The organism is Gordonia sp. 135 (assembly GCF_009720185.1).
GTDB lineage: Bacteria > Actinomycetota > Actinomycetes > Mycobacteriales > Mycobacteriaceae > Gordonia > Gordonia alkanivorans.
In genome coordinates, this window is record NZ_CP046257.1 from 2222735 (window position 1) to 2235000 (window position 12266).

11 protein-coding genes (1 of these 11 cut by a window edge) are annotated in these 12266 nt (G+C 69.0%); all 11 read left to right on the plus strand.

From position 1 onward, the window contains the following. The first annotated feature begins 47 nt into the window (after nt 1-47). Nucleotides 48-1106: an N-acetyl-gamma-glutamyl-phosphate reductase gene (gene argC / locus GKZ92_RS09985; protein WP_042378314.1), complete on the plus strand. Its 1059-nt coding sequence runs from the start codon at nt 48-50 to the stop codon at nt 1104-1106. Then, nucleotides 1103-2377: a bifunctional glutamate N-acetyltransferase/amino-acid acetyltransferase ArgJ gene (gene argJ, locus GKZ92_RS09990; RefSeq protein WP_042378316.1), complete on the plus strand. Its 1275-nt coding sequence runs from the start codon at nt 1103-1105 to the stop codon at nt 2375-2377. Before argC ends, argJ begins: the two co-directional genes overlap by 4 nt. Further along, entirely contained in the window at nt 2374-3300 is a 927-nt protein-coding gene (gene argB, locus GKZ92_RS09995; protein WP_006360749.1) for an acetylglutamate kinase, read from the plus strand. The genes argJ and argB overlap by 4 nt, the downstream gene beginning before the upstream one ends. Beyond that, nucleotides 3297-4508, plus strand: a complete 1212-nt coding sequence (locus GKZ92_RS10000) for an acetylornithine transaminase (RefSeq protein ID WP_035752222.1) — start codon at nt 3297-3299, stop codon at nt 4506-4508. Before argB ends, GKZ92_RS10000 begins: the two co-directional genes overlap by 4 nt. Next, a complete protein-coding gene (gene argF / locus GKZ92_RS10005; RefSeq protein WP_006360747.1) occupies nt 4505-5428 on the plus strand; it encodes an ornithine carbamoyltransferase in 924 nt (307 codons plus the stop codon). The genes GKZ92_RS10000 and argF overlap by 4 nt, the downstream gene beginning before the upstream one ends. 27 nt (nt 5429-5455) lie before the next feature. Next, on the plus strand, nt 5456-5962 hold the full coding sequence (locus GKZ92_RS10010; protein ID WP_006360746.1) for an arginine repressor: 507 nt from the start codon (nt 5456-5458) through the stop codon (nt 5960-5962). A 160-nt stretch (nt 5963-6122) separates the two neighbouring features. Beyond that, nucleotides 6123-7322 carry an argininosuccinate synthase gene (locus tag GKZ92_RS10015; protein ID WP_155225230.1) on the plus strand — a complete coding sequence of 400 codons (1200 nt, stop codon included), beginning with the start codon at nt 6123-6125 and terminating at the stop codon, nt 7320-7322. Continuing rightward, entirely contained in the window at nt 7319-8770 is a 1452-nt protein-coding gene (argH, locus tag GKZ92_RS10020) for an argininosuccinate lyase (RefSeq protein WP_006360744.1), read from the plus strand. The genes GKZ92_RS10015 and argH overlap by 4 nt, the downstream gene beginning before the upstream one ends. 85 nt (nt 8771-8855) lie before the next feature. Further along, a complete protein-coding gene (locus tag GKZ92_RS10025; protein ID WP_042378323.1) occupies nt 8856-11852 on the plus strand; it encodes an AMP-binding protein in 2997 nt (998 codons plus the stop codon). Nucleotides 11853-11857: 5 nt separating this feature from the next. Next, nucleotides 11858-12073: a Trm112 family protein gene (locus GKZ92_RS10030; protein ID WP_006360742.1), complete on the plus strand. Its 216-nt coding sequence runs from the start codon at nt 11858-11860 to the stop codon at nt 12071-12073. A gap of 76 nt (nt 12074-12149) precedes the next feature. Next, nucleotides 12150-12266, plus strand: the beginning of a protein-coding gene (gene tyrS, locus GKZ92_RS10035; RefSeq protein WP_155225231.1) for a tyrosine--tRNA ligase. 1215 nt of this gene lie beyond the right edge of the window; 117 of the gene's 1332 nt are visible here — the first part of the coding sequence; its start codon is at nt 12150-12152; its stop codon lies off the right edge, out of view.

Below are 12266 nucleotides of genomic sequence, written 5' to 3' on the forward strand. Positions count from 1 at the left end.
TCCACCCCGTCTATGAATTGATTTGCAGGCTGCTGCATAATGATTGCATGGCTTCGACAAGCTCAACCAGCAAGGTGAAGGTCGCGGTGGCCGGCGCGAGCGGCTACGCGGGCGGTGAGATCCTCCGACTCCTGTGCGGGCATCCACGTCTGCGATCCGGCGAGCTCCAGATCGGTGCGCTGACTGCCGGCGGCAACGCCGGCACCACGCTCGGATCCCACCATCCGCACCTGTTGCCGCTGGCAGATCGGGTTCTCGAGGAGACCACTCCGGAGATCCTGAGCGGCCACGACGTGGTCTTCCTGGGGCTGCCGCACGGTGCATCGGCCGTCATCGCCGACGCCCTGCCGCCGACCACGCTGATCATCGACTGCGGCGCCGACTTCCGGCTGCGCGATGCCGGTGACTGGACCTCGTACTACGGCGGCGATCATGCAGGCACCTGGCCGTACGGCCTGCCCGAGCTACCCGGCAATCGGGAGGTCCTCAAGGACGCCAGCCGGATCGCCGTTCCGGGTTGCTACCCGACGGTGTCGATCCTGTCGTTGCTCCCGGCGATCGCCGCGGGGCTGGCCGAGCCGCACGTGACCGTGGTCGCGGTCAGCGGCGCGTCGGGTGCCGGTCGTTCGCCGAAGGTCGATCTGCTGGCCTCCGAGGTCATCGGGTCGGCCCGGGCCTACGGTGTCGGCGGAGTCCACCGGCACACCCCGGAGATCTCGCAGGCACTGTCGGAGGCGGCGCAGCAGCCCGTCACCGTCTCGTTCACCCCGATCCTCGCGCCGATGGCCCGGGGCATCCTCGCGACGTGCACCGCACGGACCACCGCAACCGGTGACGAAGTGCGCGCGGTCTACGAAAAGGCCTACGCCGACGAGGAATTCATCCACGTCCTACCGGAAGGCCGCCTGCCGGCGACCGGTTCGGTCATCGGTTCCAACGCCGTCCAGCTCGGGGTGACCGTCGACGAGCGCGCGCAGACCCTCGTGGTCGTCGGCGCCGTGGACAACCTGACCAAGGGGACCGGTGGCGCCGCGGTCCAGTCGATGAACCTGGCGCTGGGCTGGACAGAGAACGAGGGACTGAGCACCGTGGGAGTTGCACCATGACAGGCGTTGACGGAACCGGAATCCCGAACGCGCAACCGGATCCGGAGCGCATCGAGGGCGGGGCCCCCGGCGACACGCCGCGGCTCCTCCGCGAACAGGGTGTCACCGCGCCGCTGGGTTTCCGTGCTGCGGGAATCGCGGCCGGTATCAAGGAATCCGGTAACCCCGACCTCGCCCTCGTGTTCAACGAGGGTCCGGACCACTCGGCCGCCGGCGTCTTCACCAGCAACCAGGTCAAGGCGGCACCGGTGCTGTGGTCCCAGCAGGTCCTCACCACGGGCACGCTGCGCGCGGTGATCCTCAACTCGGGCGGCGCCAACGCATGCACCGGGCCCGGCGGATTCCAGGACACCCACAAGACGGCCGAAGCCGTCGCGGAGGCCCTGAGCAACTGGGGGACCAGCACCGGCGCCGTCGAGGTGGCAGTCTGCTCGACCGGCCTCATCGGCGACCGCCTCCCGATGGACAAGGTCCTCACCGGCGTCACCGAGATCGTCCAGGAGATGGGCGGCGGACTCACCGGCGGCACCGACGCGGCACACGCCATCATGACCACCGACACCGTGCCGAAACAGGCTGCGCTGCACCACCCACAGGGATGGAACGTCGGCGGCATGGGCAAGGGCGCCGGGATGATGGCGCCGTCGCTCGCGACGATGCTCGTGGTGCTCACCACCGACGCCGCAGCCACCACCGACCAGCTCGACACCGCACTGCGCCGCGCGACCGCGCGGACCTTCGACCGGCTCGACATCGACGGCTCCATGTCCACCAACGACACCGTGCTCCTGCTGAGTTCGGGTGCCAGCCAGATCCCGGTCGACCAGGCCGATCTCGACGAGGCCGTCTTCGCGGTCTGCGACGACCTGGCCGCCCAGATGCAGGCCGACGCCGAGGGTGTCACCAAGCGAGTCACCATCACTGTCACGGGCGCACGGACCGAGGACGATGCCCTGGTCGTCGCCCGGTTCGTGGCCCGCGACTCGCTGGTGAAGACCGCACTGTTCGGCTCCGACCCCAACTGGGGCCGGGTGCTGGCCACGGTCGGCGCGTCCCCGGTCCGGATCGATCCGGACGTGATCGCCGTGTCGTTCAACGGATTCCCAGTGTGCGAGAACGGTTGTGGCGTCGAAGGAGCGCGCGACGTCGACCTCTCCGGTGCCGACATCGACGTCCTCGTCGACCTGAAGCTCGGCGACGCCTCGGCGTCGGTCCGGACCACGGACCTCTCGCACGCGTACGTCGAAGAGAACTCGGCGTACTCGTCATGAGCGACACGACACCGGATTCCGGTGCCCACCAGATCGATCCGGCCGCCGGCCTCGTGAAGGCGAAGGTCCTCGCCGAAGCGCTTCCCGCGCTGCAGGAACTCGCCGGCGCCACGATCGTCGTCAAGTACGGCGGCAACGCCATGGTCGACGACGAGCTGAAGAAGGCGTTCGCCGCGGACATGGTGTTCCTCCGGGCCTGCGGGATGCACCCCGTCGTCGTGCACGGTGGCGGACCGCAGATCTCGGCGATGCTGAAAAAGCTCGGCCTGCAAGGAGAATTCAAGGGAGGATTCCGGGTCACCACACCCGAGGTGATGGACGTCGCCCGGATGGTTCTCTTCGGTCAGGTCGGTCGTGAACTGGTCGGTCTCATCAACGCCCACGGCCCTTACGCCGTCGGCATCACCGGTGAGGACGCCCATCTGTTCACCGCAACGCGGCGGACGGTTCTCGTCGACGGCGTCGCCACCGACATCGGACTCGTCGGCGACATCTCCTCGGTGAACACCTCCGCGGTGCTCGATCTCGTTGCGGCAGGGCGCATCCCGGTGGTCTCGACCATCGCCCCCGACCGCGACGGCGTCGTCCACAACATCAACGCCGACACCGCGGCCGGTGCGCTCGCCGAGGCGCTCGGCGCATCGCGGCTGGTCATGCTCACCGATGTCGAAGGGCTGTACACCGATTGGCCCGACCGCGGGTCGCTGGTGTCCCGGATCGACACCGATTCCCTGGCCGAACTGCTGCCCTCGCTGGATTCCGGCATGGTCCCGAAGATGGAGGCCTGCCTGCGTGCGGTGACCGGGGGAGTCGAACGCGCCCATGTGATCGACGGCCGCGTCGCCCATTCCGTGCTGGCCCAATTGCTGACCGAGAGCTCCACCGGCACCACCGTCGTCGACCCGCGTGAGGAGGACCAGTGACCGCACCGCTGCAACAGCGTTGGGGCCAGTCCCTGATGAAGAACTACGGCACCCCGCCGATCGCCCTGGTCGGCGGTTCGGGACCGTACGTCACCGATGCCGACGGTAAGCGATACCTCGACCTGCTCGGTGGGATCGCGGTGAACTCCCTCGGCCACGCGCATCCCGCGATCGTCGAGGCCGTCACCACCCAGTTGCAGACGCTCGGGCACGTGTCGAACCTGTACATCTCGCCGCCCGTCGTCGAACTCGCGGAGAAGCTGCTCGACCGCTTCGGCCACCCGGGTCGCGCGTTCTTCTGCAACTCCGGCACCGAGGCCAACGAGGCCGCCTTCAAGCTCGCGCGCCGGACCGGCCGGCCGGAGATCGTGGCCGCCGAGAAGGCCTTCCACGGCCGCACCATGGGTGCGCTCGCCATGACCGGGCAGCCGTCGAAGCGTGCGCCGTTCGAGCCGATGCCCCCGGGCGTGCGGTTCGTGCCCTACGGCGACACCGAGGCACTCGACGCCGCGGTCACCGACCAGACCGCCGCTGTCATCCTCGAACCGATCCTCGGTGAGGCCGGCGTGATCGTCCCGCCCGCCGACTATCTGGCCGCCGCCCGCCGCATCACCAGCGAGCGCGGCGCGCTGCTGATCCTCGACGAGGTGCAGACCGGCGTCGCACGGACCGGGACCTTCTTCGCCCACCAACAGGTGGGTGTGGTGCCCGACGTGATGACACTGGCCAAGGGCCTCGGCGGCGGACTGCCGATCGGTGCGTGCATCGCCACCGGCCCGGCCGCCGAGCTGTTCGAACCCGGCCAGCACGGCACGACCTTCGGTGGCAATCCCGTCGCCGCGGCGGCCGCGCTCGCCGTGCTCGGGGTCATCGAGTCCGAAGGCCTCACCGATCACGTTGCCGCCGTGGGGAAGACGATCGCCACCAGCATCGAGGACCTCCACCACCCGCTGATCGCCGGCGTGCGAGGCGCCGGTCTGCTCCTCGGTATCGAACTGACCGAGGCGCTGTCCGGACGCGCCGAGGCCGCGGCGCGCGACGCCGGATTCCTCATCAACGCACCGGCACCCGACGTGCTGCGGCTCGCACCGCCGCTGATCATCACCGAGGAACAGGCACAGTCCTTCGTCGGCGCGCTGCCGGCGATCCTCGACACCGCTGCCCAGAACGACAAGGGAGACCTCGTGAACAAGGAAAACAGGGCATGACGCGTCACTTCCTACGCGACGACGACCTCACCCCCGACGAGCAGGCCGAGGTGCTCGCCCTCGCCGCCCTGGTGAAGGCCCAGCCGTTCGCCTTCCGCCCGCTCGAGGGACCCCGCGGGGTCGGGGTGATCTTCGACAAGAACTCGACTCGTACGCGCTTCTCGTTCGAGGTGGGCATCGCCCAGCTCGGCGGTCACGCGGTGGTCGTCGACGGTCGCACCACCCAGCTCGGCCGCGAGGAGACCCTCGAGGACACCGGACGCGTGCTGTCTCGCTTCGTCGACGCCGTCGTGTGGCGCACCTTCGGGCAGGACCGCCTCGAGGCGTTGTCGTCGACGGCAACCGTGCCGGTGGTCAACGCGCTGTCGGACGAGTTCCACCCGTGCCAGGTGCTCGCGGACCTGCAGACGATCATTGAGCAGAAGGGTTCGCCCAGCGGTCTGAAGATGACCTATCTGGGCGACGGCGCCAACAACATGGCCCACTCGCTCGGCCTGGGCGGCGTCACCGCCGGGATGCACGTCACGATCAGCGCTCCCGAGGGTTTCCAGCCAGATCCGGCGATCATCGCCGACACCGAGCGTCGTGCCGCGGAGACCGGGGGATCGGTGCACCTTGTGACCGATCCCGTCGAAGCGGTCACAGGTGCCGACGTCCTGGTCACCGACACCTGGGTGTCGATGGGTCAGGAGGAGGACGGCAGGGACCGCACGGCACCTTTCCGGCCGTACCAGATCAACGACGAGTTGCTCGCCCACGCCGCCGACGATGCGATCGTGCTGCACTGCCTGCCGGCGCATCGTGGCGACGAGATCACGGCATCGGTCATCGACGGTCCGCGCAGTGTCGTCTTCGACGAGGCCGAGAACCGTCTGCACGCGCAGAAGGCCCTGCTGATCTGGCTGCTGGAGCACCAGTGAGATGACACCCGAGAGTCAGGACGAGTTGTGACCGCCGGAGCCGAACCCACGGAGAACCGCCTCGCCGCGACCCGCGCGGGCCGGCATGCGCGGATCATCGACATCCTGTCGACCCACCAGGTGCGCAGCCAGTCGGAGCTGCAGCGGTTGCTGGCCCAGCACGGGATCGATGCCACCCAGGCCACGCTGTCGCGCGATCTCGACGAGCTCGGGGCCGTGAAGCTGCGGGCCGCCGACGGCGGCGCGGGTGTGTACGTGGTGCCGGAGGACGGTTCGCCTGTGCGCGGCGTGTCCGGCGGGACCGATCGCCTCTCGCGCCTCGTGTCGGAACTGTTGGTCTCCACCGACAGCAGCGGCAACCTCGCCGTGCTGCGCACGCCGCCGGGCGCCGCTCACTACCTGGCGGCCGCCCTCGACCGCGCGCGGCTCCCCGACGTGGTGGGCACGATCGCCGGTGACGACACGATCTTCGTCGTCGCCCGCGAACCGCTCGACGGCGCCGAACTCGCCAAACGGATCGAGGGCCTCGTGTAGCTCGCCGTCCCGCTGCAGAACCACCGGTCGCGCCCGCCGACGGCCGGACAGCACAAGTACCGCAACCGAACACACCGCCAACCGAGACCCGGACGGTGTGGTCGGAACCCCGGGGCCGATGATGGACTCGGGTCATCGCTTAGAACAGGAGCTTCACCTCATGGCAGAACGTGTCGTACTCGCATACTCGGGCGGCCTGGACACCTCGGTCGCGATCAGCTGGATCCAGAAGGAGACCGGCAAGGAGGTCGTCGCCGTGGCTCTCGACCTCGGGCAGGGCGGCGAGGACATGGACGTCATCCGCCAGCGCGCCCTCGACTGCGGCGCGGTCGAAGCCGTCGTCGTCGACGCCCGTGACGAATTCGCCGACGAGTACTGCCTCCCGGCGATCACCTCGAACGCCCTCTACATGGACCGCTACCCGCTGGTCTCGGCGCTGTCGCGTCCGCTCATCGCCAAGCACCTCGTGACCGCCGCCCGCGATCACGGCGGCACCGTCGTCGCCCACGGCTGCACCGGCAAGGGCAACGACCAGGTCCGCTTCGAGGTCGGCTTCGCCACCCTCGCACCCGATCTGGAGGTCATCGCACCGGTTCGCGACTACGCGTGGACCCGCGAGAAGGCGATCGCCTTCGCCGAAGAGAACAACATCCCGATCAACGTGACCAAGAAGTCGCCGTTCTCCATCGACCAGAACGTGTGGGGTCGCGCCGTCGAGACCGGCTTCCTCGAGGACCTGTGGAATGCACCGACGAAGGACGTCTACAGCTACACCGAGGACCCGACCGTCAACTGGAACACCCCCGACGAGGTCATCATCCGCTTCGACAAGGGTCGCCCCGTCAGCATCGACGGCCGGCCGGTCTCCGTGCTGGAGGCCATCGAGGAGCTGAACCGCCGCGCCGGTGCACAGGGTGTCGGACGCCTCGACGTCGTCGAGGACCGTCTCGTCGGCATCAAGAGCCGCGAGGTCTACGAGGCCCCGGGCGCCATGGTGCTGATCCGCGCCCATGAGGAACTCGAGCACGTCACCATCGAGCGCGAGCTCGGCCGCTACAAGCGCGGCACCGACCGCAAGTGGGCCGAGCTGGTCTACGACGGTCTCTGGTTCTCGCCGCTGAAGCGTTCGCTAGACGCCTTCGTGGACTCGACCCAGCAGCACGTCTCCGGCGAGATCCGACTGGTCCTGCACGGCGGCAACATCGCCGCCACCGGACGTCGTAGCTCCGAGTCGCTCTACGACTTCAACCTCGCGACCTACGACGAGGGCGACAGCTTCGACCAGTCGGCAGCCCGTGGCTTCGTCGAGCTGCACGGCCTGTCCTCCAAGATCTCGGCCAAGCGGGACCTGAATCTGTGAGTGGCGAGCAGACCGGCGGGACGACCAACGCGGGTTCGCTCTGGGGCGGCCGTTTCGCCGGCGGTCCGGCCGCGGCGATGGCCGCCCTGAGCAAGTCGACCCATTTCGACTGGGCCCTGGCACCCTTCGACATCCAGGCATCCAAGGCCCATGCCCGAGTGCTCAACAAAGCGGGGTTGCTCACCGATGACGACCTGACCGGCATGCTGGACGGCCTCGACCGTCTGGCGGCCGACGTGGCCGACGGGACCTTCGGTCCCGCGGAGTCCGACGAGGACGTCCACGGTGCGCTCGAACGCGGTCTCATCGAACGGGTCGGCCCCGAGCTCGGCGGGCGACTCCGCGCCGGCCGGTCGCGCAACGACCAGGTCGCCACGTTGTTCCGGATGTGGCTGCGCGCCGCCATGCGCCGCGTCGCCCTCGGACTGCTCGACGTCGTCGACGCGCTGACCGCCCAGGCGGCTGCGCATCCCGACGCGATCATGCCCGGTAAGACGCACCTGCAGGCGGCCCAGCCGGTGTTGCTCGGCCACCACCTGCTCGCCCATGCGCAGCCGTTGCTCCGCGACATCGACCGGCTCGCCGACGCCGACCGCCGAACCGCGGTCTCGCCGTACGGCTCCGGCGCCCTGGCCGGTTCGTCGCTGGGCCTCGATCCGGCCGCCATCGCGGCCGACCTCGGGTTCGACGCCCCGGCCGAGAACTCCATCGATGCCACCTCGTCCCGCGACTTCGCGGCCGAGGCGGCGTTCGTGTTCGCGATGATCGCGGTCGACCTCTCCCGGTTGTCCGAAGAGGTGATCATTTGGAGCACACCGGAATTCGGGTACGTGACGCTGGCCGACGCCTGGTCGACGGGCAGCTCGATCATGCCGCAGAAGAAGAACCCGGACGTCGCGGAGCTGATGCGCGGCAAGGCCGGCCGCCTGATCGGCGACCTCACGGGTCTCCTCGCGACGCTCAAGGCGCAGCCACTGGCGTACAACCGCGACCTCCAGGAGGACAAGGAACCGGTCTTCGACGCGGTCGCACAGCTCGAGATGCTGCTGCCGGCCGTCACCGGTCTGGTCGCGACGCTCGAGTTCCACACCGACCGCATGGAGGAGCTGGCCCCGGCCGGCTTCACCCTCGCCACCGACATCGCCGAGTGGATGGTCCGGCAGGGTGTGCCCTTCCGTGTTGCCCACGAGGTCGCCGGAGCGTGTGTCCGCGAGGCCGAGTCGCGGGGCATCGGCCTCGATGAGCTCGACGACGAGACGCTGACCGGCATCAACCCCTCGCTCACCCCCGCGGTCCGCGAGGTGCTGACGGTGCGCGGTTCGGTCGAGTCGCGTAACGCGCATGGCGGTACCGCGCCCGATCAGGTACGACGTCAGATAGACGTGGTGTCGGCGCAGTCGGCCGACCTGCGGACACGCTGGGGCGCCGGTCCCGGAGGACGAGGCTAGAACCACTTCCGAGTGGGTAGAGTGACATGTGTCACCGACGTGTCGGTGGTGGACGTTTCGCTGACAACGGGGAGGAATCGACGCGATGGTGGGTTTGGACGGGCTCCCGGATCTGGGCGGTGTGGTCAGCCGGGTGGTGGCGACCGCTCAGAACGGACTCGAGGTGCTCCGCTTCGGCGGTCTCGAGACCGGGACCGAACCGGCCCCCTTCGCGATCGTCGAGACCCACAAGATGTTCCGGCTGCGCCGATACTTCCCGAACGAGCCGTCCACCGGCCCGAACATCGTGCTCGTGCCGCCGATGATGGTGTCCGCGAACGTCTATGACGTGACCGAACACAACGGCGCGGTGTCGATCCTCCACCGCAACGGCATCACCCCGTGGGTGGTCGACTTCGGGTCCCCGGACACCGAAGAGGGCGGGATGGAGCGCAATCTCGCCGACCACGTGGTGGCCATCAGCCGCGCGATCGACCTGATCGTCGAGGCCACCGGCCGCGACATCCACCTCGCCGGGTACTCCCAGGGCGGCATGTTCGCCTACCAGACCGCGGCGTACCGGCGGTCGAAGGGGATCGCGAGCCTCATCACCTTCGGTAGCCCGGTCGACGTCCTGGCCGCGCTACCCCTCGGGTTGCCGGCGGGGCTGGTTGCGCCGGCCGCGGAGTTCCTCGCCGAACGCTCCTTCGTGCGGAACCTCTGGGTCCGGGACTGGATGGCGCGCACCGGCTTCCAGCTCCTCGACCCCGTCAAGACGGTCCGCAGCCGCATCGACTTCCTGCGTCGTCTCCACGACCGTGAGGCGCTGCTCCCACGCGAAGACCAGCGGCGGTTCCTCGAGGCCGACGGCTGGGTGGCCTGGTCCGGTCCGGCGATCGCCGAACTGCTGCGCCAGTTCGTCGCGCACAACCGCATGGTCTCCGGTGGCTTCGTCATCAACGGTGACCTCGTGTCACTCACCGAGATCACCTGCCCGATACTGGCTTTCGTCGGCGAGGCCGACGACATCGGCCAGCCCGCCGCGGTGCGCGGGATCGTGCGCGCCGCACCCGACGCCGAGGTCTACGAGTCCACCCTGCCCGTCGGGCACTTCGGTCTGGTGGTCGGTTCCTCGGCCGGTCAGCACACCTGGCCCACCACGTCGGACTGGGTGAACTGGCTGTCGGCCAACGGAACCCGCCCGGAACTCATCAGCGAGATGTCGCTGGTCGAGCCGGGGCACGGCGGTGGCGTCAGCCTGTCGTCGCGCATCACCCACGGCGTGGGGTCGGTCGCCGACGCCGGCACCGCGGCCTCCCGGGAACTGCTCACACTGGTCAACTCGCTGCAGCGCACGTCGCGGGCCGTCGCGTCGGAGTCGGTGCGCACGGTGCCCCGCCTGCTGCGCCTGGGCCAGATCCAGAGCGGCACCCGGATCTCGCTGTCGAAGCTGATGGCCGAGAACACCAAGAAGCACGGTGACAGCGAGCTCTTCCTCTTCGAGAACCGTGTACTCACCCACGCCCAGGTCGACACCCGCATCAACAACGTCGTCGCCGGCCTCATCGACTGTGGCGTGCGGCCGGGGCAGCACATCGGCGTCCTGATGGACACCCGCCCGAGCGCCCTGGTCGTGGTCGCGGCCCTGGCCCGGCTCGGCGCCGTCTCGGTGCTGCTGGCCGCAGACGCCGACGTGCGGGAGATGATGCGTCTCGCCGACAGTTCGGTCATCGTCACCGACCCCACCAACCTGGACCTCGCCGGCGCGGCGTCGGACCGGGTGCTGGTGCTCGGCGGTGGCAGTGGCGACTCCCGCGCCATCGACGGTGTCGACGGCGCGACGATCATCGACATGGAGCAGATCGACCCCAACGCCGTCGACCTGCCCACGTGGTACCGGCCCGATCCCGGTCTCGCGGGAGATCTCGCGTTCATCCTGTTCAGCCGTGCCCGGGGGAAGCTCGTGCCGTGGCCGGTGACCAACCACCGATTCGCGATGTCGGCGTTCGGTGCAGCCTCGGCGGCGGCGCTCTCCGACCGCGACACCGTGTACTGCCTGCCGCCCCTGCACCATGCCTCCGGCCTGCTGACGACCCTCGGCGCGACGGTGGTCGGCCGGTCCCGTATCGCGTTGTCCAACGGCATCGACCCGGAGACCTTCGCGACCGAGGTGCAGCGCTACGGCGTCACCGTGGTGTCCTACACCTGGTCGATGCTGGGCGACGTAGTACGCGATCCCCGCTTCCGGATCAACCAGCACAACCCGATCCGGCTGTTCATGGGTTCCGGGATGTCGGCGGGTCTATGGGAAGACGTATGCAGCAGCTTCCCCCGCGCCCGGATCCTCGAGTTCTTCGCGACCGCCGATGGCTCGGCGATCCTGGCCAACGTCTCCGGCGACAAATTGTCCTCCGTCGGGCGGCCGCTCCCGGAGACCAACCCGGTCGAGGTCGCGGCCTACGACATCGCAAACGATCGTCTTCTGATCGACGAGTCCGGATTCGTCCGGCGTGCCGAGGTGGGCGAGCCCGGGTTGCTGCTGGCCAAGGCCCGGCACAAGTTCGACACCAACGGCACGGTGCTGCGTGACGTCTTCACCAGCCGCGACCGGTGGGAGGTCTCGGGGCACCTGTTCGTCCGCGATGCCGACGGCGACCTGTACTTCCTCGGCGCCACCGACCGGGTGGTCCGAACCGAGGCCGGACCCGCGTTCATCCCGCCGATCACCCACGCGCTGTCGCGGATGCAGGGCGTCGACCGGGTCGTCGCCTACGGAGTGGGGGAGCCCGGACACCAGGTGCTCGTTGCCACACTGACCCTGCGCCCGGATGCCAAGCCCGAGTCTCTCACCGTCACCCAGCTGCGCATCGCACTCGGGGAGTTCCCTGCTGAGATCCGACCGCACCTCATCCGCGTGGTCGACGAGATCCCGCACTCCGCGTCGTACCGTCCGTTGAGCACCGTCTTCGCGGCCGAAGGGCTGCCCAAGCCGGGAGCGCGGATCTGGTACCGCGACGAGGAGGGGCGCTACCGGCGGTACACCAGGACGATCGCCGAGAAGCTGGACTGGGGCGGGTCGTCGGTCGACGATGCCCTAGGCTGAGCCGCGTGACGACACGCGCTGAGGCCATCGACCCGATCGTGCGCGAACGGCTGGCCTGCCCGCAGGACCACGGCCCGCTGATCAACGCCGGCGACGAGCTCTACAACCCGCGGCTGCACGTCGCGTACCGGATCGATGCCGACGGAATCCCCGTCATGCTCATCGACGAGGCACGCAAGGTCGACGACGCCGAGCACGAACGGCTGGTCTCCGGGCAGTAGCCCGACGCACCGGTCTCGACGCACACAGGTGTCACCTCGTCCGAGCGCCGATCTCGATGGATGACAAGATCGAGGGGTGAGTGCTGAGACTGAGGGAACCGCCAACACGACCGAGGGAACCGTCCGGACCGGGAACGCTCCCGTCGACATCCTGGACGAACTCGGCTGGCGAGGTCTGATCGCGCAGTCCACC

Bases quoted from the DNA above. Each gene is read 5' to 3' on its own strand.
- GKZ92_RS10025 (WP_042378323.1), top strand. From the start codon at position 8,856: ATGGTGGGTTTGGACGGGCTCCCGGATCTGGGCGGTGTGGTCAGCCGG.
- GKZ92_RS10015 (WP_155225230.1), top strand. From the start codon at position 6,123: ATGGCAGAACGTGTCGTACTCGCATACTCGGGCGGCCTGGACACCTCG.
- argJ (WP_042378316.1), top strand. From the start codon at position 1,103: ATGACAGGCGTTGACGGAACCGGAATCCCGAACGCGCAACCGGATCCG.
- argC (WP_042378314.1), top strand. From the start codon at position 48: ATGGCTTCGACAAGCTCAACCAGCAAGGTGAAGGTCGCGGTGGCCGGC.
- argF (WP_006360747.1), top strand. From the start codon at position 4,505: ATGACGCGTCACTTCCTACGCGACGACGACCTCACCCCCGACGAGCAG.
- argB (WP_006360749.1), top strand. From the start codon at position 2,374: ATGAGCGACACGACACCGGATTCCGGTGCCCACCAGATCGATCCGGCC.